Source organism: Leifsonia sp. AK011 (genome assembly GCF_013410945.1).
Lineage (GTDB): Bacteria > Actinomycetota > Actinomycetes > Actinomycetales > Microbacteriaceae > Rhodoglobus.
Genome location: NZ_JACCCH010000001.1, coordinates 20,085 through 46,584 on the forward strand (window position 1 = coordinate 20,085; position 26,500 = coordinate 46,584).

At 67.2% G+C, this 26,500-nt stretch carries 24 protein-coding genes; 10 read left to right on the forward strand and 14 right to left on the reverse strand.

Features of this window, described 5'->3' with window-relative positions:
* Nucleotides 1-75 precede the first annotated feature (75 nt).
* The 4 genes from HDC94_RS00090 to HDC94_RS00105 form a co-directional block, all read right to left on the reverse strand.
* A complete protein-coding gene (locus tag HDC94_RS00090) occupies nucleotides 76-975 on the reverse strand; it encodes a cyclase family protein (protein ID WP_179493739.1) in 900 nt (299 codons plus the stop codon).
* A complete protein-coding gene (locus HDC94_RS00095; protein WP_179493741.1) occupies nucleotides 968-2,248 on the reverse strand; it encodes an APC family permease in 1,281 nt (426 codons plus the stop codon). The genes HDC94_RS00090 and HDC94_RS00095 overlap by 8 nt, the downstream gene beginning before the upstream one ends.
* Nucleotides 2,249-2,404: 156 nt before the next feature.
* Nucleotides 2,405-3,562, reverse strand: a complete 1,158-nt coding sequence (locus tag HDC94_RS00100; RefSeq protein WP_179493743.1) for a cystathionine gamma-synthase — start codon at nucleotides 3,560-3,562, stop codon at nucleotides 2,405-2,407.
* A 47-nt stretch (nucleotides 3,563-3,609) separates the two neighbouring features.
* Nucleotides 3,610-4,971, reverse strand: a complete 1,362-nt coding sequence (locus HDC94_RS00105; RefSeq protein WP_179493745.1) for a cystathionine beta-synthase — start codon at nucleotides 4,969-4,971, stop codon at nucleotides 3,610-3,612.
* Between the two features lie 124 nt (nucleotides 4,972-5,095).
* Between HDC94_RS00105 and HDC94_RS00110 the strand changes: the two genes are divergently transcribed.
* Nucleotides 5,096-5,785, forward strand: a complete 690-nt coding sequence (locus HDC94_RS00110; protein ID WP_308495579.1) for a DUF3105 domain-containing protein — start codon at nucleotides 5,096-5,098, stop codon at nucleotides 5,783-5,785.
* Nucleotides 5,778-6,446, forward strand: a complete 669-nt coding sequence (locus tag HDC94_RS00115) for a DUF305 domain-containing protein (protein WP_257021605.1) — start codon at nucleotides 5,778-5,780, stop codon at nucleotides 6,444-6,446. Before HDC94_RS00110 ends, HDC94_RS00115 begins: the two co-directional genes overlap by 8 nt.
* Before the next feature lie 27 nt (nucleotides 6,447-6,473).
* On the opposite strand, the gene HDC94_RS00120 is transcribed toward HDC94_RS00115, so the two are convergent.
* From HDC94_RS00120 to HDC94_RS00140, 5 genes are all read right to left on the reverse strand, one after another.
* Complete coding sequence (locus tag HDC94_RS00120; protein WP_179493751.1) at nucleotides 6,474-7,907, reverse strand: mechanosensitive ion channel family protein; 1,434 nt, start codon at nucleotides 7,905-7,907, stop codon at nucleotides 6,474-6,476.
* A 12-nt stretch (nucleotides 7,908-7,919) separates the two neighbouring features.
* Nucleotides 7,920-10,085, reverse strand: coding sequence for an adenylate/guanylate cyclase domain-containing protein (locus HDC94_RS00125; protein ID WP_179493753.1), 2,166 nt, complete (start codon nucleotides 10,083-10,085; stop codon nucleotides 7,920-7,922).
* A gap of 145 nt (nucleotides 10,086-10,230) precedes the next feature.
* The gene (locus HDC94_RS00130) at nucleotides 10,231-11,208 is read right to left on the reverse strand and encodes a carbohydrate ABC transporter permease (protein WP_179493755.1); all 978 of its coding nucleotides are present in this window, start codon (nucleotides 11,206-11,208) and stop codon (nucleotides 10,231-10,233) included.
* Nucleotides 11,205-12,338 (reverse strand): carbohydrate ABC transporter permease, encoded by a 1,134-nt coding sequence (locus HDC94_RS00135; RefSeq protein ID WP_179493757.1) that lies wholly within the window; start codon nucleotides 12,336-12,338, stop codon nucleotides 11,205-11,207. The genes HDC94_RS00130 and HDC94_RS00135 overlap by 4 nt, the downstream gene beginning before the upstream one ends.
* A gap of 101 nt (nucleotides 12,339-12,439) precedes the next feature.
* Complete coding sequence (locus tag HDC94_RS00140; RefSeq protein ID WP_179493759.1) at nucleotides 12,440-13,762, reverse strand: ABC transporter substrate-binding protein; 1,323 nt, start codon at nucleotides 13,760-13,762, stop codon at nucleotides 12,440-12,442.
* A gap of 331 nt (nucleotides 13,763-14,093) precedes the next feature.
* On the opposite strand from HDC94_RS00140, the gene HDC94_RS00145 reads away from it, so the two are divergent.
* The 8 genes from HDC94_RS00145 to HDC94_RS00180 all read left to right on the forward strand — a co-directional run bounded on the left by HDC94_RS00145 (nucleotide 14,094) and on the right by HDC94_RS00180 (nucleotide 21,732).
* Entirely contained in the window at nucleotides 14,094-15,089 is a 996-nt protein-coding gene (locus HDC94_RS00145) for a LacI family DNA-binding transcriptional regulator (protein WP_179493761.1), read from the forward strand.
* Nucleotides 15,090-15,204: 115 nt separating this feature from the next.
* On the forward strand, nucleotides 15,205-16,242 hold the full coding sequence (locus tag HDC94_RS00150) for a response regulator (RefSeq protein WP_179493763.1): 1,038 nt from the start codon (nucleotides 15,205-15,207) through the stop codon (nucleotides 16,240-16,242).
* Nucleotides 16,239-17,222, forward strand: a complete 984-nt coding sequence (locus HDC94_RS00155) for an ATP-grasp domain-containing protein (protein WP_179493765.1) — start codon at nucleotides 16,239-16,241, stop codon at nucleotides 17,220-17,222. Before HDC94_RS00150 ends, HDC94_RS00155 begins: the two co-directional genes overlap by 4 nt.
* Nucleotides 17,219-17,956 (forward strand): PHP domain-containing protein, encoded by a 738-nt coding sequence (locus tag HDC94_RS00160; protein ID WP_179493767.1) that lies wholly within the window; start codon nucleotides 17,219-17,221, stop codon nucleotides 17,954-17,956. Before HDC94_RS00155 ends, HDC94_RS00160 begins: the two co-directional genes overlap by 4 nt.
* Complete coding sequence (locus HDC94_RS00165; RefSeq protein WP_179493769.1) at nucleotides 17,953-19,449, forward strand: glycosyltransferase family 2 protein; 1,497 nt, start codon at nucleotides 17,953-17,955, stop codon at nucleotides 19,447-19,449. The genes HDC94_RS00160 and HDC94_RS00165 overlap by 4 nt, the downstream gene beginning before the upstream one ends.
* Complete coding sequence (locus HDC94_RS00170; protein WP_179493771.1) at nucleotides 19,446-19,589, forward strand: hypothetical protein; 144 nt, start codon at nucleotides 19,446-19,448, stop codon at nucleotides 19,587-19,589. The genes HDC94_RS00165 and HDC94_RS00170 overlap by 4 nt, the downstream gene beginning before the upstream one ends.
* Entirely contained in the window at nucleotides 19,586-19,984 is a 399-nt protein-coding gene (locus tag HDC94_RS00175; protein WP_179493772.1) for a response regulator transcription factor, read from the forward strand. Before HDC94_RS00170 ends, HDC94_RS00175 begins: the two co-directional genes overlap by 4 nt.
* Nucleotides 19,981-21,732 (forward strand): cell wall metabolism sensor histidine kinase WalK, encoded by a 1,752-nt coding sequence (locus tag HDC94_RS00180; protein ID WP_179493774.1) that lies wholly within the window; start codon nucleotides 19,981-19,983, stop codon nucleotides 21,730-21,732. The genes HDC94_RS00175 and HDC94_RS00180 overlap by 4 nt, the downstream gene beginning before the upstream one ends.
* 40 nt (nucleotides 21,733-21,772) lie before the next feature.
* Here the strand turns inward: HDC94_RS00180 and HDC94_RS00185 are convergent, their stop codons facing one another.
* From HDC94_RS00185 to HDC94_RS00205, 5 genes are all read right to left on the reverse strand, one after another.
* Nucleotides 21,773-22,708: a hypothetical protein gene (locus HDC94_RS00185; protein ID WP_179493776.1), complete on the reverse strand. Its 936-nt coding sequence runs from the start codon at nucleotides 22,706-22,708 to the stop codon at nucleotides 21,773-21,775.
* Nucleotides 22,709-22,978: 270 nt separating this feature from the next.
* Nucleotides 22,979-23,368 (reverse strand): 50S ribosomal protein L7/L12, encoded by a 390-nt coding sequence (gene rplL, locus HDC94_RS00190; RefSeq protein ID WP_179493778.1) that lies wholly within the window; start codon nucleotides 23,366-23,368, stop codon nucleotides 22,979-22,981.
* A gap of 64 nt (nucleotides 23,369-23,432) precedes the next feature.
* The gene (gene rplJ, locus HDC94_RS00195; protein WP_179493780.1) at nucleotides 23,433-23,945 is read right to left on the reverse strand and encodes a 50S ribosomal protein L10; all 513 of its coding nucleotides are present in this window, start codon (nucleotides 23,943-23,945) and stop codon (nucleotides 23,433-23,435) included.
* Nucleotides 23,946-24,169: 224 nt separating this feature from the next.
* Nucleotides 24,170-25,684: an ATP-binding protein gene (locus HDC94_RS00200; RefSeq protein WP_308495580.1), complete on the reverse strand. Its 1,515-nt coding sequence runs from the start codon at nucleotides 25,682-25,684 to the stop codon at nucleotides 24,170-24,172.
* On the reverse strand, nucleotides 25,681-26,433 hold the full coding sequence (locus HDC94_RS00205) for a response regulator transcription factor (RefSeq protein WP_179493782.1): 753 nt from the start codon (nucleotides 26,431-26,433) through the stop codon (nucleotides 25,681-25,683). The genes HDC94_RS00200 and HDC94_RS00205 overlap by 4 nt, the downstream gene beginning before the upstream one ends.
* Between the last annotated feature and the right edge of the window lie 67 nt (nucleotides 26,434-26,500).

The following is a 26,500-nucleotide window of genomic DNA, read 5'->3' on the forward strand; positions in this document are numbered from 1 at the left end:
CACCGCGCAGTTCGAATAGCACCGCGCAGTTCGAGTAGCCGCGCAGTTCGAGTAGCCGCGCAGTTCGAGTAGCCGCTACCCCACGATCGCGTACGCCCGCACGGGGAAGGTCCCGAACTCCTCGATCGCGGGTGGTGCCGCCGTGAATCGCGCACCGCTCGGCGGGAGTTCGTCGAGCCGGGTGAGGTGCTCGACCACGTGGATGCCCGCCGCGAGCAGTCGCGTGTGCGCGGGTCGTTCCTTCGTGTCGCGGGTGTCGTCGATGTTGAGCGAGTCGATCCCCACGAGGGTGGCACCCTCGCCGATGAGGTAGTCGACAGCGTCGGGCGCGAGGAACGGGGCATCCACCGCGTAGGCGGGCGTACCGAAGTGACGGTCCCAGCCGGTGTCGATGAGGACGGCCGCGCCACGCACGTCGCGCTCGAAGAACACGCTCGCGGGCACGCCGCGCTCGGTGGAGTCCCGCACGTGGAACACCTCGGCGCGGAGGTCGACGAGCGTTGCGAGCTCGAGCCCCGCGAGATCGGTGCCACCCTCGTAGCGGTGCCACGGGCTGTCGAGGTAGGTGCCCGTGTTGCCGATGAGGGTCATGACATCCATCGCGAACTCGGTGCCCGGCGCATAGTTCGCCTTGGACGCCTCGCGCGTGAGGAACGGCGTGATCGTCGGCTCTGGCAGGCCCGGGTACGTGACGAGGCCAGCACGGATGACATGGCTCAGATCGACGACCCGTCGTTCGCGCTCACCGGCTCGCGGCACATCCCGCGACCCGCGGTGGGCCTCCTCGACGATGCTGAGGTTGCGCAGGTCGACCGAGCCGACGAGCGTCAGCCCGAGGTGCTGCACGAGCAGGCGCTCGATGGCGGCCTCATCGAGGTCGGCGGAGGGCAGGTCGAGACGGAACCCCTCGACACTCAGCGAACCCCCGTTGACGAAGGCGATCGAGGCGTCGAGGTGGGCGCGGTAGTCAGGCATTGTTCTTCCGTTTCTTGATGACGGTCACGGCGATGGCCACGACCCCGAGCGCGGCGGGCACGAGCAGGTGGGTGCCGGCGAGCACGAGCAGCCCGAGGGTGAGCACGACGGAGGCGAGCGCCATCCACCATCCCGGGGTGAACCGATCGAGCAGGCGGACCGCGGCGAGGGAACCGACCGCATAAACGGCAACCATCGACGACGTGTGGATGAGGATGAAGGGCGTGAGGTCGAAGCCCTGTGATGCCGCGATGGCGAAGTAGGTGAGCGTGATGATCGAGACGAGCACGAGTGCTCGCCGCGGAACCGAGCCGGGTTCGGCGCCCTTCGCGAGCCACCCGGGAAGGTGGCCGTCACGACCGAGGGATGCCGCGAGGTTGGCGAACGCCGGAACGTACGCGTTCAACACGCCCACCGCAACCACCGCGGCGATCGCCGCCACGACCGCGGGCCCCACATCGGGCACGCTCACCGCCACGAGGTCGATGAGCGGAACGACGCTGAACTCGTCGTCTGACCCGAGGACTCCCACCGTCACGATCTGCAGCGCGAGATAGGCAGCACCCACCACCACAACCGCGATGGCCGTCGCGAGCGGGATCGTGCGGCGTGGGTTGCGGAACTCGCCCGCGATGTGAGTGACGGCCTCCCAGCCGGCGAAGGCCCAGACGAAGAGGCTCACGGCCGTCGCGACCCCGGCCCAGCCGTGCGGCAGGAAGGGCTCGAAGTTCACGGCGCGCACCTCGGAGGCGGTCACCGAGACGACCCCGACGACGACGAGCACCAGCAGTCCGGTGAGTCCGAGCTGGAGCTTTCCGCTGACGCGCAGGCCGAAGAAGGCAACGCCGAGGGGCACAAGGAGGAACGCGAGGGCGATCATCCACACCACGGAACGGTCGGCACCCAGGGCGGCCGCGAGATACTCAGCGCCCAGGGTCGCCACGACGGGGGCGCCGAACTGCACCCCGAACAGGAACCAGTAGCCGGCCATACGCGCGGCTGTGTCCCCGAGGGCGAGGCGTGCGAACGTCGCGACACCGCCGGCATCCGGGTACCGGGCGGCGAGCGCGGCGAAGGTGCCGGCGAGGGGGATGGAGAGCACGAACACGGCCGCGACGGCGAGAATCGACGCGGGTCCCGCAGCCTGCGACGCGAGCCCGGGCAGCACGAGGATGCCCGTGCCCAGCACCGCGGCGATGTACAGCGCGGATGCCTGCACGAGTCCCAGGCGGCCCGTGTGCGTCGACACCTCGGGGGCAGCGGTGGTGGTCATGGCTCCAGAGTGGCAGTGGCAGGATCACGCGGTCTAGCGGTTTTCTGCCACCCTCCCGCAACAACCCGCCAGCGCTCGCCGTGAGTCGCCCACTTCGGCCAGTCGCAGTCGCCCAACACGGTCCGAAGTCGGCAACTCACGGTTGAGGAGAGCGGGCTAGAGCCGGTCGAGCGCTCCGAGCACGTCGTCGATGAGGTCGTCGGCATCCTCGATGCCCACCGAGAGGCGCACGATGTTCTCGGGGACCTCGAGCGCGGTGCCCTTGACGGAGGCGTGCGTCATCTCCGACGGGTAGCCGATGAGTGACTCGACACCCCCGAGCGACTCGGCGAGCTGGAAGAGGGTCGTGGACTCTGCAAACGTCTTCGCCGAGGCGGGGCCACCGGCAACGCCGACCGAGATCATGCCGCCGAACGACTTCATCTGACGAGCGGCAAGCTCGTGTCCGGGGTGGCTGGGAAGGCCCGGGTAGTACACGGTCTCGAGCTTCGGATGCCCGACCAGGCGCTCCGCGATGGCGGCAGCGTTCGACGAGTGCCGATCCATGCGCACGGCGAGCGTCTTGATTCCGCGAACGGTGAGCCAGGCATCCATCGGGCCGGAGACGGCACCAACGCCGAACTGCAGGAATCCGACCTTCTCGATGAGCTCTGCATCGTTCAGCACGACGGCACCACCGAGCACGTCGGAGTGGCCGCCGAGGTACTTCGTTGTCGAGTGCACGACGACGTCGGCGCCGAGTTCGAGCGGGCGCTGGAGGTAGGGGGAGGCGAACGTGTTGTCCACCACGACCGTCGCGCCGAACTCGTGACCGAGCTCAGCGAGCGCGGCGATGTCGGTGATCTTCATGAGCGGGTTCGAGGGGGTCTCGACCCAGATGATCTTCGTGGCATCCGGACGGATCGCGTGACGCACCGCGTCGAGGTCGCTCATCTCGACCGTGGAGATCGACACACCCCACGGCACGAGGACGCGGCTGACGAGACGGTGGGTGCCGCCGTAGACGTCGTTGCCCATGACGATGTGGTCGCCGGGCTTCAGGATGGCGCGCAGCAGGGTGTCCTCCGCTGCGAGTCCCGACGCGAAGCTGAACGCCTTCGCGCCACCCTCGAGCGAGGCGAGGAGCTCCTGCAGCGAGTCGCGCGTGGGGTTGCCCCCACGGGCATACTCGTAGCCGCCCCGGAACCCTCCGATGCCGTCCTGCACGAACGTCGAGGTCATGTAGACCGGCGGCACGACGGAACCCGTGGTGGGGTCGAAGTCCTGCCCTGCACGGATGGCGCGGGTGGCGAACTGGTACTCGGAGTCGGTCACGGGGTTCTCTCTGTTGAAGCGCTGGTGATGCGTGGGGTGGGGCGCCGTCAGGCGCTGAGGAAGGCGAGCAGGTCGTGACGGGTCACCACTGCTGCAGGCTTTCCGTCGCTCGTCACGAGTAGTGCATCGGACTGCGCGAGCGCATCGCGTACCGCAGCGATGGAATCCTGCATGCCGATCAAACCGAGCGGGGGGCCCACGAATTCCTCGAGGGCGTCGGTGAGCTGCGCGCGACCACTGAACACCGCGTCGATGAGGGTGCGCTCGTCGATCGACCCGACGACCTCGCCCATGACGACGGGCGGCTCCGCGGTGAGCACGGGCATCTGCGAGATGTCGAACTGGCGCATCTTGTCGATCGTGTGGCGCACCGTGTCGCTCGGATGCACGTGCACGAGCCCCGCGAGATCCGGGTCCTTCGTGCCCACGAGGTCGGCGACCGAACGGTCCTCCTCGGCGGGCAGGAACCCGTAGGAGCGCATCCACTTGTCGCTGAAGACCTTGCCGAGGTAGCCGCGCCCGCCATCCGGCAGGAGGATGACCATGACATCGTCGGGGCCCAGCTTCGCGGCCGCCTTGAGTCCGGATGCCACGGCGAGGCCACTGGAGCCGCCGACGAGGAGCCCCTCCTCACGGGCAAGCCTGCGAGTGAACTCGAAGGACTCGGCATCCGATGACGCGATGATCTCGTCGACGACGCTGCCGTCGTAGGCGGTCGGCCAGAAGTCCTCGCCGACGCCCTCGACGAGGTACGGCCGCCCGGTGCCCCCCGAGTACACGCTGCCCTCGGGGTCGGCGCCGATGACGACGACGTTCGGGTTCTGCTCCTTGAGGTACTTGCCGACGCCGCTGATGGTGCCGCCCGTTCCGACGCCGGCGACGAAGTGAGTGACCTTGCCCTCGGTGTCGCGCCAGATCTCGGGACCGGTCGTCTCGTAGTGACTGAGGGGGCCGTTCATGTTGGAGTACTGGTTCGGCTTGTAGGCACCGGGAATCTCGCGCGCCAGGCGATCGCTCACGCTGTAGTAAGACTCTGGACTCTCGGGAGCGACGGCCGTCGGGGTCACGACGATCTCGGCCCCGTACGCGAGGAGAACGTTGCGCTTGTCCTCGCCGACCTTGTCGGGAAGCACGAAGATGCAACGGTATCCGCGCTGCTGGGCCACGAGCGCGAGGCCGATGCCGGTGTTTCCGCTTGTCGGCTCGACGATGGTGCCGCCGGGCTTCAACAGCCCCTGGCGCTCGGCGTCGTCGATGATGCGCGTGGCGATGCGGTCCTTGGACGAGCCGCCGGGATTGAGGTACTCCACCTTCACGAGCACCGTCGCCGAGATGCCCTCCGTCACCTTGTTGAGGCGAACCAGCGGGGTGTTTCCGACGAGGTCGATGACCGTGTTTGCGAACTTCATGGTGACGGCCAATCTACCAGCGGGCTCCTGCGTGTTACGGGGGCCGCAGCCTCTCACCGTTCTTCGAGCATCCATGCGGCAGAATGGTTCGGATCAGACTTGCCCCGCGACCGACGAGGATGCCGTGACCAACAACGCAGACAAGCCCACCATCAAGCAGCAACGCGAGGCGCAGCGCGCCGCGAAGGTTGCCGCCCTGAAGAAGAAGCAGGCGGTGGAGAAGCGCAATCGCAGGATCGGCATCGGTGCTGCGATCATCGGCGCTGTTGCGGTTGTCGCGGTCATCGTGACCTTCGTCGTGGTCATCCCGGCCACCACTCCTCAGCCCGCGCCCGACCCGGTCGCCTCTGGCGACGCGAGCGACATAGATATCGCCGGAGAGCAGATCTTCGAGGGGCTCGGCAACAAGCATGTCGAGACGGCCGTCACCTACTCGATGTCGCCCCCCGCTGGCGGCGACCACAACGCGACGTGGCTGAACTGCGGTGTGTACGGCGAGGCCGTTCCGAACGAGAACGCCGTGCACGCTCTCGAGCACGGCGCCGTCTGGGTCACCTACAACCCGGACGAGGTCGACGCCGATGGCGTGGCACAGCTGCGCACGTTCCTTCCCTCCAGCTACATCATCCTGTCGCCGTACCCCGACCTGCAGACGCCTGTCGTCGCTTCGGCCTGGGGCGCACAGGTGGAGCTCGATGGTGTGGACGATGAGCGACTCGAGCAGTTCCTCCAGAAGTACTGGCAGTCGCCCAACGCGCCGGAGCCCGGCGCCGCGTGCAGCGGTGGCCTTGAGGGACCCGACCGGATTGCCTGATTCGACTGAGGTGAGCGCCCCGGCGCCGCGGCGCGGCCGCGCGCTTGTCATCATCATCGTGGCCGGGGTGATCCTGGTTGCCCTGGCGGCGCTCACCGGTCGCCTCACCGCTCCCGTCATCACGCTCCCGTCGACGACGAGCGCGGATGCCGGGTTCGCCCGTGACATGCAGGTGCACCACCAGCAGGCTGTCGAGATGGCGATGATGATCCGCGATCGCACGGACGACCCCGCGGTGCGGCAGCTCGCCTACGACATCGCGACCTCGCAGGCGCAGCAGTCCGGCCAGATGTTCGGATGGCTCGCCTCCTGGAACCTCCCCCAGTTCGGTGAGCCGGCGATGACCTGGATGACGCGGCCGGCCCTCGACGGGTCCGAGCACGGTCACGACTCGGACGAACCAGCCCATGTCCCGGGCGAGGCGATGCCGGGCATGGCGACGTACGCCCAGCTCGATACGCTCTCGAACCTGTCAGGAGTCGAGGCCGAGCGGTTGTTCCTCGAGCTCATGATCGCCCATCACCGCGGCGGTGTGGAGATGGCCGAGGCGGTCCTCGCACGCACCGACACCACGGTCGTGCGCGATCTCGCGACGAGCATCGTGAAGGCCCAGCAGTCGGAGATCGACCTCATGGAGGGGATGCTCGCCGAGCGGCAGTAGGCGGGGTCACTGCCAGCACCGACCGATTCAGCTGAGGAAGTCGCGGTGCTGCTGGGGCGAGTCGACGCCGGCAGCCGCGAAGGCCGCGGCCGCCTGTGAAGCTCGGTGATCGATCGCGAGCCCCACGTCGCGCGCGAGCCTGGGTCTCGTCTTCACGAGCAGGTCGAGCACGGCGACGGGCACAAACAGAACGGCCAGGTCGCTCGTGGCCCGGGCCCGAGCGGCGACTCCCTGCCGCGTCAATGCGGTGAGCCCCAGCACATCGTCGCGATCCAGCAGGGCGAAGCTCACCTCCTGCCCCGTCGTGGCCATGACGGAGAGGATGGCGGAGCCGCTCACCACGTAGCGCATGCCGTTGGGCACCTGCCCGATGTGCTGGACTGTCTCGCCCTCCCCGTAGCGTTCGAGGGTGACCTGGGGAGCGATCGCCTCCACGTCCTCCTCCGACAGGTACAGCGCAGGGGCGAGGTGACGGAGGGCGGCCCGGATGTTGTCGGGGGTGTTGTAGTTGTCGGTGAGGTCGCCGTCGAGGTGCAACCCGGCGCGGCGTGCGGCGTACCAGATGCGCGTGCGGAACGCGCTGAGCGTCGAGTAGTTGTCCGCCGGGCTCCTGATCGGAATACCGACCTCGTACTTCGCCTTCTCGAGGGGTTTCACCGACGCCGGGTTATCGGGCAGCGCCGCCGGGAGGTCCGCAGCCACCTCGACGCACACGTCGATGACGTCCTGCGGAGGATCATCGGTCGCGAACTTCACGACGATCCCAGCCTCGAACGCTGCCTCGCTGCGGCTGATGTTGAGGAACGTGCTCCCGGCCAGGGTCGCGTTGGGGATGACGTGGATGCCGTTGCTGTCGTTGAGGTGCACCGCACGCCAGTTGACCTCGACGATCCGACCGCGCAGCCCGTCCACCTCGATCCAGTCCCCGAGCGTGAACGGCTGCTCGAAGAGGAGGAAGAGTCCGGAGACCACCGAACCGACGGCGTTCTGGAGGGAGAGCCCTATGACGATCGAGCCGACGCCGAGAGCGGCGAAGAGGCCGCCGACATCCGCTCTCCAGACCACCGAGAAGAGGATGGCGAGACTGACGACGATCAGGATGACCCGCACGATGTCGACGAAGATCGAGGGCACCTTGCTGCGCCAGCTGCCCTGCCGCGCGGTCACGAAGAGGGCGAAGTTGAGACTGTTGAGCAGCACGAGGATCAACAGGAACCCGAAGACGGTCGCGGTGACCTGCGTCCAGGTGAGATCGATATCGGCGTAGGTCGCCTGGTTCAGGAGGAGAAGAAGTGCTCCGACCGGAGCAACATAGTTGCGCAGGAGCAGAACGATCTTCGCCGCGCGGTTCTGGCGCCGCTCGAGCATGCTCTGCACCTCGGTGAGCGCGAGGAGCACGATCGGCAGTCCGACGATGACCCCCGCTGCCGGCCAGAACCAGGGTTCGTTCCAGATCTGCATCTCGCGTCGCCGTTACTCGTCGTTCTCCGCGCGCTCGACGCGCCAGACCCGCTCCGGGCCCGAGGGCGTCTCGACCATGCCCCAGTCCCGCACGTTGACGGTGTCCGGCATGCGGTCGACCACCGACTGCGTCAGGAAGATCCCGCTCTCGGACTCGGTCGCCTGCACGCGGAAGGCGAGGTTCACGGCGTCGCCCCAGAGGTCGTACGAGACCTGCTTCTGCCCAATCAGGCCACTGGTGACTGCGCCGGTGTCGATGCCGGCACGCAGGGCGAGGGCGGTGCCGTACTTCGCGCCGATCCGGTTCAGGATGCGCTGCAGCTCGATCGCGAAGTCCACCATGCGCCGAGCGTTGTCGACGCGCGGCACGATGAGACCACAACTCGTGAGGTAGCCGGCCCTCGTGCTCCGCACCCTCTCGATACCGAGGGAGTCGGCGGCATCGTCGAATGCACGGAGGATCTCGTTGAGGATCTCGAGGGCCGCCTCGGAGCTCTTGTCGCTGCTGAACGCCTCGAACCCGACGATGTCGGCGAACATGACCGTGACCTCCTGATGGTCGAGCGCGATCGTGCGCACGCCCTCCTTGTACCGCTTGGCGAGGGCCTCGGGCATGAGCGTGAGCAGGAGGCGTTCGTTCTCCTTCTGCTGCTCCTCGAGCAGCTGCGCCTTCACCTGCAGACTCCTGCTCATGTCGTTGAAGGCGGCACCGACGTCAGCGAGCTCCGAGCTGCTGCCGGCATCCACCTGCACGCCGGACTCCCCCGCCGCGATCCTGCGCGCGGCGTCCCGGAGTCGACGGAGTGGGCGCACGATCGCCCCCGCGATCACGAGCGAGAGCACGGACACCAGCAACACGATCACGGCGGACGAGAGCACGAGGTTGCGCGTGAAGTCGTCGACCGGCGCGAAAGCCTCCTCGCTGTCGAGCTCGGCGACGATCACCCAGTCGAGTCCCTGGATGTCGAGCGGGGCGTAGGCGGTCAGCGATGAGCCCCCGAGGTATCCAGCCATGAGGTTGGTTCCGGATGTTCCCGCCGCCGCCGCGGACACCGCCTCGGTGCGCACGGGTTGCAGCAGCAGGGTGCTTCCCGTTGCGATCGCCTGCTCCGTGACCTCCGGCGGGGTTCCGGATGCCACGGACTCCCGCTCGAACCGCGCCGGGTCCTCCACGAGCACCCGGGAGAGCGAGCGCATGAGCTGATCGTTCGCGCCCACGATGTAGGTCTCGCCCGAGTCGCCCATGCCGCTCTCGGACCAGTCACCTCCGCCAGCCATGACCGAGTCGATCTGGCTGATGGGCATCTCGGCGGCGAGCGCACCCACGATCTCCCCGTCGATCACGACCGGCGTTACTGCCCAGGATGCCGGCTTGCCGAGCGACGGTGGATACGGGGCGAAGTCGGTCAGCACGACGTTGTCCGCGAGGTTGCCCGTCATCGCCTCGGAGTAGGCCTGTGCGAGGTTGGTGCGCTGCAGGGGACCGTTGTCGAGGTTGCTGCCGAGGTCCACTCCCTTGAAGGCCGTGTAGACGATGTTGCCGCTCGCGTCGATGAGCAGCACGTCCTCGTAGTGGAAGATCTGTGTCAGCCGGCGGAAGAAGTCGTGGTGCTCTGCATGGGTCGCGGACCACGCGCTGCCATCGCCAGCGTCGTTGACCTTGATCGCGTCGTCGAAGGTCTCGTGCGGGGCCGTGTAGTGGAGCGCGAGATAGGACTGCGCTGCACCCGTGGGGATGAAGGTCGAGGCATCAACCGGCTCGCCGTTGGCCTCCGAGAGCCGGGGGCCGAACTGGTCGGTGAAGTACGCCTCGAGCTCCGCCCGCTCCTGAGCGGTGAGTTCGGTGTTCTCGAGTTCGGCGAATCCGGCGGAGAAGAGTTGCATCGCCTCCGCGACGCTCTGCCCCCGCGCGGTGATGCGCAGGTTGTTCTCGATGGTCTCGTAGAGCGCGGTGATCTCGCGGGCCCGAGAGTCGCGCACCTCGGTGAGGCGATCGAACGCGGCATCCTGCAGCGAGCTCCGACCATTGACGAAGCCGATGTAGCCCACCACGACACTGGAGGTGATGCTCACGAGAAGAAGGGTGATGAGAAGCGCGGAACGGATGCCGAGTCCCGTGCGCGTCGGCAGGGTGAAACCACCCTCCGACGAGGGACTGGACTCTCCTGTGCTGGACATCGCTGCTCCGGCGGATCGGTGCTGTGTGTTGTTCACCTTAGCGATTCGAGGGCACCGGCTGCCATCGGGAGAATGAGGCAGCCACACACGAGTTCGGCGCCGACCCGAAGGGGCCGACGCCGAACTGATGAGGGGATCTGTGTGATCAGCCCTTCGTGGAACCCGCCAGCAGGCCGCGCACGAAGAAGCGCTGCAGCGAGAAGAACACGATGAGCGGAACCAGGATCGAGATGAAGGCTCCGGCCGTGAGCAGGTGCCACTCCTGGCCGTACTTGCCCGTGATCTCGGCGAGCAGCTTGGTCATGGGGGCGACCGAGCCATCGGCGAAGACGAGAGCGACGAGCAGGTCGTTCCACACCCAGAGGAACTGGAAGATCGCGAACGACGCGATCGCCGGCAGGGTGAGGGGAAGCACGATCCTGAAGAAGATCTGCCCGTGCCCTGCACCGTCGACGCGAGCGGCCTCGATGAGTTCACCGGGGATCTCGGAGATGAAGTTGTGCAGCAGGAAGATCGCGAGCGGCAGGGCGAAGATCGTGTGCGCGATCCAGACCTGGGCGTAGGAACCGCCAGCATTCAGCCCGTCGAAGATCTGGACTCCCCCGATGTTCAGTCCCTTGCTGAAGAGGCTGAGCAGCGGCACGAGAGCCATCTGCAGGGGCACGATCTGCAGGGCGAAGACCCCGATGAAGATCCAGTTCTTGCCCTTGAAGTCGATCCACGCGAAGGCGTAGGCCGCGAGCGAGGCGATCACCAGCGGGAACACGGTCGCGGGGATCGTGATCGCGATCGAGTTGATGAAGGCGCCCGCGAGGTTCAGCTGGTCGTTACCGGCCGCAAGCACGTCCTGGTAGTTCTGCAGCGTGAAGCCCGGGTTGGCGAGGACCGTCCACCACCCCGTCGTGGCGACCTGGTCGGCCGGCCGGAACGAGGAGATGAACAATCCGAAGGTCGGCGTGGTCCACAGCACCGCGATGATCAGGGCGGCGATGGTGGCGCCGCGACTGGTCAGTCGCTTCTTGGTGCGACCGGCCGCGGTGCGTTCCTCCGCACGCTCGCCTCGCTTGAGTTGACGTTCGGTGCTCTTGTCGAGCGGCAGGTCAATGGGGGTTACGGCGCTCATCGGATCTCCCTCTGTGCCTTGATCTGACGGGCGTTGTAGACGACGATCGGCAGCACCAGGATGAACAGCACCACCGCGAAGGCCGCCGAGCGTCCTGGCTCGAATCCCTTCCACTGCGTGTACATCTCATTGGCGATGACGCTGGTCTGGTTGGCGCCGGCCGTCATGGTGCGAACGATGTCGAACACCTTGAGGCTGGCTATCGAGATCGTCGTCAGCACGACGATCAGGGAGCTGCGGATGCCGGGCACCGTGACATTGATGAAGCGCTGCCAGGCGTTCGTGCCATCCAGGGATGCCGCCTCGATCTGCTCGACCGGCACGCCCTTGATCGCGGCCGAGAGCACGACCATCGCGAATCCGGTCTGCACCCAGATCAGCACCACGATGAGGAAGAACGTGTTCCACGGTGAGTTCTGGAGCCACTCGACGGGCTGGCCACCGAGCCAGACCACGATCTGGTTGAGCAGGCCGATCTGCGGCGTACCGGGTGGGTTGGCGTCGTAGACGAAGCGCCAGATGATGCTCGCGCCCACGAACGAGATCGCCATGGGCATGAACACGAGCACCTTGAAGACCTTCTCGCCGCGCGACTTGTCGATGAACACCGCATAGGCGAGGCCGAAGATCGTCGAGACGACGGGCACCACGAGAACCCAGATCACCGTGTTGACGACCGTGCGGATGCCCGTCTCCTGGGTGAAGATCCAGACGAAGTTGTCGAAGCCCACGAAGCGCTCGCCGCGGTTGTTGAGGAACGCCGCGATGAACGTGCTGATCGAGGGGTAGATGAGTCCGATCAGGAGGAGGAGGATCGCCGGGCTCAGGAACCCGATGAGTTGGAAGAGATACCCGCTCCCCTGCCGCGAGCGGAAGTCGAGAATGAAGAACACCCCGCCGAGGACTGCGGCGACGGCCGCTGCCCACCAAACGGAGCCGAGAAGCAGGAAGATCAGCGTGGGGGCGAGGATGCACACTGCAAGGCGGATGATCGTGTACTTCCTCCCGGTGCGAGGCGCGATCTCGATGAAGAAGATCACGACGCCGACAACGGCGAGGAACGCTATGACGATGATGGGAATCTGGGCGAGGGCCGGCAGGTCGCCGATCCATTGCAGGAAACCAGACATACACATCCTTTCGAGTACGACGGTGGACTCAGGAACAGAGTAAGGGGGGAGGAGGGCCGGCGGATAGGTTCCCGCCGGCCCTCCTCATCGTTCGTCAGTGCTTATTCAGCCGGCCAGGATGCCTCGATGGTCGAGAGCACGTCGGCGGTCGGCTTGCCGTTGATCCAGTCCACCATTCCGGTCCAGAACGAACCCGCGCCCACGACTCCGGGCATCAGGTCAGATGCGTCGAAGCGGAAGGTCGTGTTCGGGTCCTGCAGGATGGCGATGGCCTCTTCGAGGATCGGGCTCGAGGCGTTGCTCGGGTCGAGACCCTTGTTGGCGCTGATCACACCACCGAGAGCGACGCGGCTGTTGGCCCACTCCGCGCTCGAGAGGTACTCCTGAACCTTGATGGTGTCCTCGTCGTTCGAGAAGGCTGCGACGATCTCGCCACCACCGGTCACTGCGGGTGCACCTGCGGTCTCACCGGGCATGATGAAGGCCCAGATGTCAGCATCCGGCCCGACAGTGGCATTGCCGTTCGTCGGGTCGGTGATGAATCCCTCGTAGAACGACGCCTGGTGGTGGAGGGCACACGTTCCAGCACCGAGCGAACGGGCCGGGTCGCCGAACGGCGTCGTGTTGATCGTCTTGACGTCACCGAAGCTCGCGTTCACGTAGGTCGGGTCGAGCAGGATCTCACCGACGGAGTCGAAGGCGTCTGCGATGGCCGGGTCGGTGAACGGGATCTCGTGGCTGACCCACTGGTCGTAGACCTCGGGGCCGGACTGGCGGAGGACGAGGTCCTCGACCCAGTCTGTTCCGGGCCATCCGGTTGCTGCGTCGGAGCCGAAGCCCGCACACCAGGGCTGCGTGCCCGTCTTCTCCTGGATGGTCTTGGTCAGGGCGAGCATCTCATCCCATGTCGTGGGAACTTCGACGCCCCACTCCTTGAACTGCGACGGCGAGTACCAGATGAAGCCCTTGACGGACGCCATCAGGGGAGCGCCGTACAGCACGTCGTCGACGGTGCCGTACGCGGCCCAGTCCTCGCTCCAGCCCTCGGCGACGTTCGCAGCGACACCCTCCGGTGCCGGCTGGATGTAGCCGCGAGTGGCGAGATCCGCGAGAAGGCCCGGCTGCGGGAAGATCGCGATGTCGGGGGCGTTGCCACCCTGGGCGCGAACGCCGATCTGGGCCTCGAACTCCTTGGATGCCTCGTACTGGATGTCGATGTCGTTCTCGGCCTCCCAGTCGGCCCACGACTCGTTGAGGAGCTCTGCCTCGGTGTCGCTGATGGTGCCGTAGACGGTGACAACACCATCGGCCTCGCCGACGGTACCGCCACCGGTGTCGCCCGTGGAGCAAGCCGAAAGGGCGAGGCCGGAAATGGCCAGGACGGCAATCGGTGCTGTGAGACGGCGGTGCAGGGTGAAACTCATACTTCCTCCTCGTTGAGGTCCTCCGTCACCGGCGCCAAGAGCGGCGCGGGTGGGTGTGAATTGCTCGGTGCATTACACAGTGGAACGCATTCCATATCACTCGAACGTGTTCCACAACACAAGGTAGGGCACTGTTCGGGCTTATGCAAGCGCTTGGCATATTTCGATACCGAACGGAAACCGTGCTCGTCGCGTCGAGCCATTTCCGGGCCTTCCCGAATCGTGGGAGCGCTCCCGTCATTGTGGAAACGCTTGCAGCGTCGCTAGGCTGTCGCCCGTCGGCTCAGAGCAGAGCTGACCATCGACTGGAACGTGAAGAGGTGAGCATCCCGTGAGCGCCCTCAGTGACGTGGCCCGCCTGGCGGATGTCTCGACGGCGACGGCCTCCCGCGCCCTCAGCGGGCGGGGGTACGTCGCCGCGGAGACGCGCGACCGCGTCGTCGCCGCCGCTGCGGAGGTCGGCTATTTCGGAACCCCGTCATCATCGATGCCCTTCCCCTCGTCCCGTGCCGTGGGAGTCGTCGTTCCGCACATGAACCACTGGTACTTCGGCAGCGTGCTCGAGGGCATCGAGGCCGCCCTGGCGCTCTCCGACGCCGAACTCGTGCTGCGCAGGCTCACGCGCAACCCACTAGAGCGACGTCGAGCGTTCGAGACACTCATGATGCACACGGGAGTGGCGGCCGTGATCGCCGTCGGCATCGAGTCCGGTGACGAGGTGGCATCCCTGCTGCAGTCCCTCGATCGGCCGTTCGTCTCCGTCGGCGGCCCGGTCGGCGGAGCTGCCGGCATCTCGATCGACGACCACGCCGCTGGTGCCCTCATCACCCGGCACCTGGCGAGCCTGGGGCACCAGCGCATCCTGCACCTCGGGGCCGATGCAACGGGCGACGCAGGACTCGCCGTGCACACGAGGCGCCTCGCGGGGTACAGGGAGGCGATGACGGATGCCGGACTCGGCCCTCGCATCGCGGTGCACACGGCACCACTGTCCGTTCCCGGAGGTTATGCGGCCGGCCTCGCGATCCTCGCCGACCCGCGCACGCGCCCGACCGCGATCGCGGCGGGCAGTGACGAGCTCGCGATCGGCGTGATCATCGCCGCCAGGCAGCTCGGCATCCAGGTGCCCGACCAGCTGTCGGTCATCGGCATCGACGACCACGAGCTGGCCGAGATGTTCGCGCTCACGACCCTTGCCCAGGACCCGGCGGCGCAGGGAGCGGAGGCGGTTCGGCTCGCGCTGGCCGAGCGGGCGGATCCGAACCCGGGGTGGATCGAACATCCTGCCCGACTCGTCGTGCGGGGGAGCACGCGCGCGCCGCAGTGAGGGCATGATTGTGCGAACGTCCCGCTGCTGTCACCGGAAAGCGGGGTACAACTGCCCTGTACCCGCAGGGTGGCCCCGACCTAGAGTTGCAGGGTAGCTGGGGGGAGGCTGCACGATGGAAAAGACCTATCGAGTACTTGTCGTCGATGACGACCCGGACGTCGCACTGTACATGCGCACCGTTCTCGAGCGCCGCGGGCCGTTCAGCGTCCGCGCCGTCGCCGATGCCCCCTCGGCGATCGCCGCCGTGAGCGACTTCCGCCCAGATGTCGTCGTCACCGACATCGAGATGCCGGGGATGACGGGGCTCGAGTTCATCGAGAAGATGAACGGCATCCGCCCCGACCTCCCCGTCGTCGTCGTGACCGCCCACGTCTCCGTCGAGTACGCGGTCGGCGCCCTCCGCGCCCGCGCCGACGAGTTCCTCACCAAGCCGGTCAACTCGACGGAGCTCACCGCCGTCGTGCTCCGCCTCGCCCAGAACGGCAGGGCCGGCCACAGCCAGCCGCACCGTGAGGTCGTGCTCGCCATCGGCGCCCACCCCGACGACGTCGAGATCGGAGTGGGCGGCATCCTCTCCTCGCATCGCGCCGCGGGGGACACCGTGGTGATCCTGACCCTGTCCCGCGGGGCCCAGGGCGGCCGAGCCGACAACCGGCAGAACGAGTCACTGCGGGCGGCCGAACTCCTCGGTGCCCGCCTGTTCCTCGAGGACTTCGTCGACACCGAGATCACCAGCACCGGCCCGACCGTCAAGGCGATCGAACGCGTGGTCAGCGAGATCGGGCCCACGATCGTCTACACGCACACGTCGCACGACAGACACCAGGACCACCGCGCCGTGCACGAGGCGTCCCTCGTCGCGACGCGGCTCGTGGGAACTGTCGCCTGCTACCAGAGCCCCTCGTCCACAGTCGACTACAAACCGACGCGATTCGTCTCCATCGACGGCTTCTGGGAGCGCAAGCTCGAGCTCCTCGCCTGCTTCGAATCGCAGGTCGGAATCCGCAGCTATCTCGAACCGGACTTCGTCGTCGCGACCGCGCGCTACTGGTCGCGCTACGGCGGCGGCAGGCTCGTCGAGCCGCTCGAGATCATCCGCGAGACCTCCGACCTGTCCACTCCCGTTCGCCGACGGGTGGCCACGTCATGACCCGGGTGCTCGTGACGGGAGCAGGGGGCGCTGCCGGAGTCGCCGTCATCCGTTCGCTCGTCGCCCACGGCGCCGACGTCTTCGCCGCCGACATGGATGGCTGGGCCGCTGGCCTCTATCTCGTGCCTGCTGAGCGCCGCAGGCTCGTCCAACCCGGGCGATCACCGGAGTTCGTGGACGGCGTGCTCAGCATCGTGCGTGAGGACGACATCGACGTGGTCTTCTCCACCGTCGATGTTGAGCTCGAACCGCTCGCGGCACGCCGGGCCGAACTCGCACCGACCGTTCTCGCCGCCCCCAGCCTCTCGACGCTCGCGACCTGCCTCGACAAGCTCACCCTCGCCGAGGCCTGCGCGGGCAGCGCACGCGTGCCGACGACGATGATCCTGGATGCCACGGGCAAGGCGGCCGACTGGACGTTCCCCGTCATCATCAAGCCGCGCCGCGGGGCAGGCAGCCGGGGTGTCCACCTCGTCGCCGACCGCGCGGGGCTCGAGGCAATGCCCGACGACGAGGCGATCATCATCCAGGCCAACCTCCCGGGCGAGGAGTATTCCGTCGATGTCATCGCGTCCGGTGGCACCCTCGTCGCCGCCGTCCCGCGCACGCGCGCGAGGGTCGACTCTGGCGTCTCGATCGCCGGCCAGACCGTGCGCGACCCCGAGCTGCAGCGCCAGGCGGGACTCGTCGCCGCGGCGATCGGGCTCGACGGTGTCGCGAACGTGCAGCTCCGACGCGACGTCGACGGACTCCCCGCGCTCCTCGAGGTCAACCCGCGGTTCCCCGGCGCGCTCCCCCTCACGATCGCGGCCGGCGTCGACCTCCCGGTGCTCGCACTCGATCTCGCCCTCGGTGAGGAGCTTCCGAGTGGTCTCGACTTCCGCGAGATCGCGACGGTGAGGTTCCTCGAGGACCTCATCCTCGACCCGGCAGAAGTCCTGGTCTCCGAACACGCAGCACACGGTCCGGAGGACGAATGACCGACCTGCGAGGCACGCTTCTCCTGGGCGATCACCACGTTCATTCGACGTTCTCGGATGACGCGCACAGCACGCTCGCGGAGAACATCGCCGCCGCCACGACCCAGGGGCTCTCGGTTGTGCGCCTGACCGAGCACGTGCGCGCCGATACGGCGTGGGTGCCCGAGTTCGTCGCGGCGGTCGCCGCCGAACCGGTGCCCTCCTCACTCACCGTCCTCACTGGCGTCGAGGCCAAGCTGCTCTCGGTGGCCGGCGATATCGACGCGCCGACGGAGCTCGATGGCATCGATGCACTCGTGCTCGCCGACCACCAGTTCCCCGGCACGGACGGCCCGTGGAGCCCGACCGCGACGCGAGAGCGGATCGCGGCCGGACTCTCCCCCGCCGACGCTCTCGAGCAGTTCGTCGTGGCATCCATCGCGGCCATGACAACCTTCGACCACACCGCGCGCACGCTGCAGCTCGCACACTGGTTCTCGATCCTGCCCAAGGTCGGGCTCAGCGAGGACGACCTCACCGACGAGCAGCTCGACCGCTGGTCCACCGCCGCGAGCGCGACGGGCACCCTTGTCGAGATCAACGAGAAATGGGGATGCCCGGGCGCGCGAGCCGTGCGGGCAGCACTCGCGAACGGCGTCACACTCGTGGCATCCACCGACTCCCACGTCGCGGGCGATGTCGGGCGGTACGAGCGCGTCGGCCGGATCCTCGACGGGGCGTTGGCACTGCGATGACGATCGACTGGGCCGTGCTGGGTCACGACGTGCTCGAGTGGTTCCTCGTGATCCTCGTCGGCACCGGCGTGATCCCGATCCTCACCACCCTGCTGCAGTTCATCACCATCCCCTTCCACGCGTTCCGCAACCACTACCGCGAGGCGGCGCCGTACATGCCCCGCGTCGCAGTCGTGATCCCCGCCTGGAACGAGGGTGTGGTGATCGGCGCCACCATCGATCGCCTCATCGCGATGGACTACCCGGACTGGGCACTCCGCGTCTACGTGGTGGATGACGCGAGCACCGACCAGACGCCCGACGTGATCCGCGAACGCGCCGAGCGGTACCCGGGCAGGGTGTTCCACCTGCGTCGCGAGCAGGGCGGCCAGGGCAAGGCGCACACCATCAACCACGGCCTCCGGCTCATCCTCGAGGACGACTGGATGCAGGCACTCCTCATCACGGATGCCGATGTGATCTTCCTGCCGGACTCGCTCCGCAAGATGACCCGGCACCTCGCCGACCCCAAGATCGGTGCGGTGAGTGCGTACATCCGCGAGGGCAGTCCGAAGAAGAACTACCTCATGCGGTTCATCGGCATCGAGTACGTGCTCGCTCAGGCGGCATCCCGTCGTGCCCAGAATGTGCTGGGGGCCCAGGCCTGCCTCGCGGGAGGCGCGCAACTGCACTCGCGCGACAACCTCGTCGACCTCGGGGGGCGCATCGACACGAGCAGCCTCGCCGAGGACACTGTCATGACGTTCGAGACACAGTTGAGCGGACGCGAGGTCGTCTTCGACCCCTACGCGATCGTTCTCGCCGAGGAGCCAGGAACCATCTCGGCGCTCTGGAAGCAGCGCCTGCGCTGGGCCCGGGGCAACGTGCAGGTCACCTCCCGCTACAAGCGGGTCTGGTTCCGCCCGCGGCGGGCCCACGACCTCGGCGGCTTCATCTTCGGCCTGTCGTGGTTCAGCATCATGCTGTTGCCCGCGGTCATGGTCGCCTCGTCGATCGGTCTGCTCGGCCTCTTCTTCCTCGGCAGCAACCTCGCGGTCATCGCCTTCCAGGGGCTGTGGGGTCTCGCGACCGTCACCTACTTCTACTCGATCATCCTCGCGTTGCAGCTCGACGGGATGATCGCGCGACAGGCATGGCTTGAGGCGCTGCTGTTCCCCGGCATCCTGTCGATCCTCGTCATGATCACGGCGTTCTTCCCCGGTCTCTTCGAGGACGTGCTCCCCGCAGCCCTGGGCGTTCAGGCGACCCAGGCCTTCGTGACCGGGTGGACGATCTTCGCGTACGCGTGGATCGCCGTGTCGATGCTCTTCGCGTGGATCGCGAAGCTCATCGATGGCACCAGGGCGGGTCGCATCCTCTCGCCGCTGCTCACCTACATCGTGGGCTACGGGCCGATCCTCTGCGCCGTCACGATCGACTCGTACATCAAGCAGGCCAGGCACGCCGAAGCACGGTGGGACAAGACGGAGAAGGTCGGGAGAGTGACAGCATGAGCGACCAGTACACGCGCAGCTTCCTGCGGGAGGAGCTGGAGCGCGATCGACGCCACGAACGCCGTCTCATCCCCAAGGCCCTCCTGGCGCTTGCCGTCGTCGCCGTTCTCCTCATCGTGAGGGCGGTGTACTTCCTGTGACCACCGCTGGGGAAGCCGTGCCGTACCGGGTCGTGATCGCCGACGACGATGCGGACATCCGCGATCTCGTGGCGCTCGCCGCGCGGCGGGCCGGGCTCACGCCCGTGGCCATCGTCGGCGACGGGGATGCCGCACTCGCCGCCATCCTCGCGCATCAACCCGACCTCGCCATCCTCGACATCGAGATGCCAGGACTCACCGGGCTCGACGTCTGCCGAGTGTTGCGTGGCTCGGCGTCCGACGCTGATGTGCGCATCGCGCTCCTCTCGGCCTCGGTCGATGAGTCGGAACGCGCGAGGAGCCTCGAGGCGGGAGCCGACCACTTCCTCTCCAAGCCATTCAGTCCGAGAGAGCTCATAGCGTGGCTCGCCGTGGGCAAGGAGCCGAGAGCATGACCTCCGGTCGTATCGCATCGTATTTCGCGAGGATCGTCGACCGGCCAAGCACGCCGGTGAAGCAGTCCGCGACACTCCTGGGCCTGGGACTCGCGCTCATCGCCATCGCCCTGTTCCCCGACCTCACGGTGACCGGGCCTGCCTACTTCTGGATCGCGATCGCCCTGCTGGGTGTGGCGAGCGCCCTCGCCATCCTCTGGCGTGACGACTACCGCTACTCGGGCGTCGTCATGATCGTGCCGGCGATCGACCTGCTCGCCTTCGGCTTTTTCCGGGCCGGGACCGGCGGAGTAGCTTCGCTGTTCTCGTCACTCATCATCCTTCCCGTCGTCTGGCTCGCGGCGGGTGAGGGCAGGCGATTCATCCTGTATGCCGCCGCTGGCACCTCCATCGCCCTGTCGATACCGACGATCACGGGCGTCGTTCACCTCAGCACGCCGTCGGAGTGGCTGCGCGGAATCTTCACGCCCATCGTCTTCGCGATGGCCGCAGGGATCGTCAACGAGCTGGCCAGGCTCGGCCGGGAGCAGGTCGCGTCGATCAAGAAGCTCGCCGACGACAAGGAGCGCATGCTCCAGGACACCGTCGAGTACGCCGTGCGCCTCCAGGAGAGCGAGGACAGGTATCGCGCAGCAGACCGCCTGTACCGCGGGTTGTGGGGAGCAGTCACCGAGCAGTCCGTGATCGGAACCGACACCGAGGGACTCATCGATGCGTGGAACCCCGGGGCCACCCAGATGCTCGGGGTCGCCAGGATCGACGCGGAGGACAGGATGCACATCTTCGACTTCCACGTCGCCGACGAGCTCGAGGATTACGCAAAGGAGCGCAATTACCCACCGGGCGAAACCGTCCTCAACCCCGGTTTCTCCGCCCTCGTCGAGAACGCAAGGCTCGGCAGCGTCGACGTCCGCGAGTGGACCTACGTGCGCGCCGACGGAAGCACCCTGCCGGTTTCGGTGTCGGTCACCCCCCGCGTCGACGAGGCCGGCGAGACCGCCGGCTACCTCTTCGTGGCGACCGATATCACCACGGCCCTCGAGGCGTCCCGGCTCAAGGACGAATTCGTCGGGCTCATCTCGCACGAGCTGCGCACCCCGTTGACCTCGATCCTCGGCTACCTCGAGCTACTGAGGGACGACGACGAGAGCGGCCTCACCGCCGAGCAGCAGCAGTACCTCGAGGTCGTCGAACGCAATGCCAACCGCCTTCTGCGCCTCGTGGGCGACCTGCTCTTCACCGCGCAGGTCGAGTCGGGCAAGCTCTCCCTCATGGCCGCCCCCGTCGAGCTCGCCGACATCGTCACGACCGCCGTCCAGTCGGCAGGGCCGGCGGCGGATGCTGCGGGCATCAGCGTTCGCGTATCGCTCCCCGATGTCAACCCGATGGTCAGCGGCGACGCCGTTCGGCTGGGACAGGCGGTTGACAACCTGCTGTCGAACGCGATCAAGTTCACGCCGGAGGGGGGTTCGGTCACGGTCGGCCTTGCTGTCGAGGACAACGAGGCGATCATCACCGTGACCGACACAGGTATCGGCATCCCCGAGGATGAACTCGACCAGCTCTTCGGGCGGTTCTTCCGGGCCTCGACGGCCACACGCAACGCGGTACCCGGCGTGGGTCTCGGTCTCACCATCACCCGGGCGATCGTCGTTGCTCACGACGGTGCCATGGAGGTCGAGAGCGAGGAGGGCATCGGAACCACGTTCCGGATGCGCCTGCCGCTCCTCCCCGTCCCGGCGCGCTAGGCGGAGCACGTCACGAGACCGGGCTCCGGAGCACTGCGCCTCAGGCGCGGTGCCCTCCCCGGCCACGCCCGCGAAGGAGCGCGGTACCGGCGATGAGTGCACCAACCTGGAGCGCTCCGACACCGGTGAGAACGACGTTCGGAACGGGCATGCTTCCCGTCGCCGCCAGCAGGCTTCCCGGGAGACCCGCGGTGGTCTCCCCCGTGGACGGACCGGCGGCACTCCCCGCCGGCTCGCTGAGTGTTGGCAGGTCGCAGATCGGCAGGGTCACCTGGTCAGCGCTGACGACACCACCGGTCGAGTCCTTCATCCAGACGACGTAGCTGTCGCCGTTGGGCACATCGGGGATGACGGCGGAGCTCGACTCGGCCGTGAGTTCGATGTCGACCACGCCGGGCACCGGGGCGCCGTCCACGGCGACCCCCACCGGATACGCGCCGGAACCGAGGCCCGTGGCATCCACTCGCACGTCGGTGGCACCGAGGAGATCACACTCGTGAGCGGTTGCGACGACTGTCGGCTCGGCCGACTGCTGGGTGGAGGTGCCTGCGGGCGCTTCGCACGGGGCGATGTCGATGGCGCGGGTCGCGGTGAAGTCCGGGGCGTCGGAATCCGTGACGGTCAGAACGTGGCTTCCCGCGGGCACCGTGGCGAAGGAGTCGAGCACGGTGTCCGTCGCGGCGAGCGTGAGGTCGAGCACCTTCGCGCCGGAGGCCTCGACGATCGAGATGTCGTACGAGCGACCGACCACGAGGTCAACGAGGGAGAGTGTTGCCGTGCAGTCATCGTTGAGGATGAGGACGGGCTGCGGCTCGGCCGGTGCTGGGAGGTCGGCCGCCGAGGCCACCGAGACGCTGGCCATCGAGAGGGCCAGCGAGCCGAGAACTGCAACGATCAGGCCGAGAATGGCGACGGGGCCGCGGGACCGCCGTGCCGGTGTGCGCTCGGGTAACGCCACCGGTTCGGCGGTCCGCATCGGACCACAGTCAAGTCGCATCTCGGGGGATGTGCACTTTCATCAGTGAACTTCGCCGCAGCACGCTAGCCAGAGGGTAAGGCCGTCTAGTGTGCAGGTGGGGGAGGCTCGCTCGGGTATTTACCACCGCTTCCTCGGGGGGACTGGAAGCGGCTGTCCCCCATTATGCCGACAGCCTCATGTTTGTGCAAGCGCATGAACAAGACTGGGCACCACCCCAATTCGGGGTGGTGCCCAGTACCTGCAAGTGAGCCCTGAAAAGGGCGTCGACTACTTGAGGGTGATCGTTGCGCCAGCCTCTTCGAGGGCAGCCTTGGCCTTCTCGGCGGTCTCCTTGTTCGCGCCCTCGAGCACGGTGCTGGGAGCGCCGTCAACGAGTGCCTTCGCCTCGCCGAGACCGAGGCTCGTGAGGGTACGCACCTCCTTGATGACCTGGATCTTCTTGTCACCGGCCGACTCGAGGACGACGTCGAACGAGTCCTTCTCCTCGACCTCTTCTGCTGCGCCACCGGCACCGGCGGGCGCTGCGACGGCAACCGCGGCGGGGGCCGCGGCGGTGACCTCGAAGGTCTCCTCGAACTTCTTGACGAACTCCGAGAGCTCGATGAGCGTGAGCTCCTTGAATGCCTCGATCAGCTGGTCGCTGGTCAGCTTTGCCATGATGTCTCCTTGTTGTTGAATCGTCCGCACTCCAGACGGAGCGCGATGTGCTTATTCGTCTGCGTTACTCCGCAGACTGCTTCTCGCGCAGCGCCTCGACCGTGCGAACGGCCTTCGAGAGCGGTGCGTTGAACAAGTACGCTGCGCCGAACAGCGAGGCCTTGGCGGCGCCTGCAAACTTCGCGAGGAGCACCTCCCGAGTCTCGAGATCGGCAAGCTTCTTGACCTCGTCGGCCGTGAGAGGGCTACCGTCGAAGTAGCCGTTCTTCACAACCAGAAGAGGGTTTGCCTTGGCAAAGTCACGCAGCTTCTTCGCGACGGTGACAGGGTCACCGTGCACGAAGGCGATGGCGGACGGGCCGGCGAGGTCGTCGTCGAACGACGAGATCCCCGCGGCGTTCGCCGCAATCTTGGTCAGCGTGTTCTTCACCACGGCGTAGGTGGCGTCCTCACTGAGTTCCTTGCGCAGGCTCTTGAGCTGCGCAACAGTGAGACCGCGGTACTCGGTGAGCAGGACGGCGCTCGAGGTACGGAACTTGTCCGTAAGCTCGGCGACGGATGCTTCCTTGTTCGCCATGGTGCTCCTTTAGTGGTGGGTTTCTGGCCTCGACCACCGGAGAAAAACAAAAGCCCCGGCTTCTGCAGGAGCACAGGAGCACGGAGCTGGGATCCGATTTCTCGGAGTAACTTCGGTCACCTGCGCTGGATTTAGATCGACCTGCGTTTGCACGCACGACGAAGACCTGCGGTCTTTGGCTACGACAAGGCTACGGCACGCGAAGGTCTTGCGCAAACACCGGGTCAATCCATCGGCAGGATGACGCGGAACACCGTCGAACCTGGCTCGCTCGTGACCTCGGTCCGACCGCCGTGGGCCTCCACGACCGCGGACACGATCGCGAGGCCGAGACCGGTGCTGCCCGTGGCGCGCGCCCGGGACCCGTCGCCCCGCACGAAGCGCTCGAACACACTCGGCAGGAGCTCGGCGTCGATCCCGGGACCGTCGTCGATCACCTCGATAACCGCCTCGCGCCCCTCGACCGTCGAGCGTCGACCGAGGGTCGCCGTGATCCGCGTGCCAGCCGGGGTGTGCACCCGGGCGTTCGTGAGCAGGTTCGCCACGACCTGGTGGAGGCGGCTGGCATCCCCCGGCACGGTCACGCGGCGCTTCGGAACACGCAGCTCCCACTCGTGCTCGGGACCGGCGGCCTGCGCGTCGCTCACCGCATCGACCAGCAGCCGCCCGAGGTCGACGGGGCGCTGATCGAGTTCGGTGCCCTCGTCGAGCCTGGCGAGCATGAGGAGATCCTCGACGAGAGCGGTCATGCGAACCGATTCGGACTCGACGCGTCCGATGGCATGCACGATGTCGTCGGGCAGCTGGTGACCCGACCGCCGGGTGAGTTCGGCGTATCCCCGGATGGACGAGAGCGGGGTGCGCAGCTCGTGACTGGCATCCGCGACGAAGGTGCGCACCTTGTTCTCGCTCGCCTGTCGCGCGGACAGCGCTGACGAGACGTGGTCGAGCATCACGTTGAAGGCCGCACCGACCTTGCCCACCTCGGTGCGTGGATCGGCGTCCTCGTCGGAGACGCGCACCGCGAGGGCCACCTCACCACGATCGAGGGGCAGCTCGGCCACGCGGGTCGCGGCATCCGCCACCCTCCCGAGCGGCCGCAGCGCGAGGCGCACGACGAGCGCCCCCGCGGCGGCCGCGAGGATCACGCCGGCCACGCCGATTCCCGTGATGAGGAGGCCGAGTTGAAGAACGGTGGCGTCAACCTCGGCGAGCGGGAGCCCGACGAGGAGGGTGTCGGATGCCACGGGCGCAGCCACCACGACGCGGTAACGCCCGAGATCACCGAGATCGACCGTGCGGGGCACACCGTCGACGGGGAGGCCGATGAGCCCTTGAAGCTGGTCCTCGGCGACGGGCTCGAAGCTGCCGTCCGCCGAGATGACGGCGGCATTGAAGACCACGCCATTGCTGACGATCGCGGCGAGCGTGCCCTCACGCTGGCCGGGGATCCCGAGGAACTGCGATGCGGGCGGCGGCACCTGGCCGGCACCTCCGCCCTGATTGCCGTCGAGCGCGTCGAGCGAACGGTCCGTTGCTGCCGTGAGCTGGTTGTCGAGGCGACCGACGAGGAAGGACTGGAGGGCGAGAACGCTGAGCACACCGATCACGAGGGTGACGGCGGCGAGCAGCGCGACGATGCCGATCACGAGGGTGCGCCGGAGGGTCAGCGGGTGCAGCCTTCTCCCGGCTGGGACGGGCCTCCCCTCCCCAGTTGCCTGGACCGTCGAGTCACTCACAGTGTCGGCTTCAGCACATAACCGAACCCCCGCACCGTGTGGATCATGGGTTCGCCGAGCGAATCGATCTTCTTGCGGAGGTACGAGATGTAGATCTCCACGACGCTCGAACGCCCCCCGAAGTCGTAGCTCCACACCCGGTCGAGAATCTGCGCCTTGCTCAGCACACGACGGGGGTTGCGCATGAGGAAGCGCAGGAGTTCGAACTCGGTCGCGGTGAGCTCTACGGGCTGCCCGGCGCGCTGGACCTCGTAGCTGTCCTCGTCGAGCGTCAGGTCACCGACCTCGAGGAGGGAACCCTCGTTCGAGGCGATCGCGAGGGCGGAGCGACGGATGAGACCGCGCAACCGGGCGACGACCTCCTCCAGGCTGAACGGCTTGGTGACGTAGTCGTCGCCGCCGACCGTGAGGCCAGCGACCCTGTCATCCACGGAGTCCTTTGCGGTCAGGAAGAGGATGGGCGTCTGCACACCGTCCGCACGGAGCCGGGTGAGCACGCTGAGCCCGTCGATGTCGGGGAGCATGATGTCGAGCACGATCACGTCCGGGCGGAACTCGCGCACCGTCGAGATCGCCCGTTGACCGTCGGCAGCGTGACGCACGTCCCAGCCCTCGTACCGCAGCGCCATCGACAGGAGGTCGGTGAGCGACTCCTCGTCGTCGACGACGACGGCTCGGATAGGCGAGCCATCCGCACGCGTGATGCGGGGCTGGGCGGTGATCGCTGGGGTGTGTCGAGACTCGGCCATGGTTCCAGTATTGGGAGTTTCCTATGAGCCGTCTGTGAGCGGCGCGGGCCTGCGCTGTGAGTCCTCG

What these genes read in the sequence shown, in the direction of transcription:
- HDC94_RS00170 (WP_179493771.1), top strand. Translation starts at nt 19,446, where the DNA reads ATGAGCGACCAGTACACGCGCAGCTTCCTGCGGGAGGAGCTGGAGCGC.
- HDC94_RS00090 (WP_179493739.1), bottom strand. Translation starts at nt 975, where the DNA reads ATGCCTGACTACCGCGCCCACCTCGACGCCTCGATCGCCTTCGTCAAC.
- HDC94_RS00155 (WP_179493765.1), top strand. Translation starts at nt 16,239, where the DNA reads ATGACCCGGGTGCTCGTGACGGGAGCAGGGGGCGCTGCCGGAGTCGCC.
- HDC94_RS00185 (WP_179493776.1), bottom strand. Translation starts at nt 22,708, where the DNA reads ATGCGGACCGCCGAACCGGTGGCGTTACCCGAGCGCACACCGGCACGG.
- HDC94_RS00135 (WP_179493757.1), bottom strand. Translation starts at nt 12,338, where the DNA reads ATGTCTGGTTTCCTGCAATGGATCGGCGACCTGCCGGCCCTCGCCCAG.
- HDC94_RS00165 (WP_179493769.1), top strand. Translation starts at nt 17,953, where the DNA reads ATGACGATCGACTGGGCCGTGCTGGGTCACGACGTGCTCGAGTGGTTC.
- HDC94_RS00140 (WP_179493759.1), bottom strand. Translation starts at nt 13,762, where the DNA reads ATGAGTTTCACCCTGCACCGCCGTCTCACAGCACCGATTGCCGTCCTG.
- rplL (WP_179493778.1), bottom strand. Translation starts at nt 23,368, where the DNA reads ATGGCAAAGCTGACCAGCGACCAGCTGATCGAGGCATTCAAGGAGCTC.
- HDC94_RS00120 (WP_179493751.1), bottom strand. Translation starts at nt 7,907, where the DNA reads ATGCAGATCTGGAACGAACCCTGGTTCTGGCCGGCAGCGGGGGTCATC.
- HDC94_RS00095 (WP_179493741.1), bottom strand. Translation starts at nt 2,248, where the DNA reads ATGACCACCACCGCTGCCCCCGAGGTGTCGACGCACACGGGCCGCCTG.
- HDC94_RS00150 (WP_179493763.1), top strand. Translation starts at nt 15,205, where the DNA reads ATGGAAAAGACCTATCGAGTACTTGTCGTCGATGACGACCCGGACGTC.
- HDC94_RS00205 (WP_179493782.1), bottom strand. Translation starts at nt 26,433, where the DNA reads ATGGCCGAGTCTCGACACACCCCAGCGATCACCGCCCAGCCCCGCATC.
- HDC94_RS00130 (WP_179493755.1), bottom strand. Translation starts at nt 11,208, where the DNA reads ATGAGCGCCGTAACCCCCATTGACCTGCCGCTCGACAAGAGCACCGAA.
- HDC94_RS00125 (WP_179493753.1), bottom strand. Translation starts at nt 10,085, where the DNA reads ATGTCCAGCACAGGAGAGTCCAGTCCCTCGTCGGAGGGTGGTTTCACC.
- rplJ (WP_179493780.1), bottom strand. Translation starts at nt 23,945, where the DNA reads ATGGCGAACAAGGAAGCATCCGTCGCCGAGCTTACGGACAAGTTCCGT.
- HDC94_RS00105 (WP_179493745.1), bottom strand. Translation starts at nt 4,971, where the DNA reads ATGAAGTTCGCAAACACGGTCATCGACCTCGTCGGAAACACCCCGCTG.
- HDC94_RS00160 (WP_179493767.1), top strand. Translation starts at nt 17,219, where the DNA reads ATGACCGACCTGCGAGGCACGCTTCTCCTGGGCGATCACCACGTTCAT.
- HDC94_RS00180 (WP_179493774.1), top strand. Translation starts at nt 19,981, where the DNA reads ATGACCTCCGGTCGTATCGCATCGTATTTCGCGAGGATCGTCGACCGG.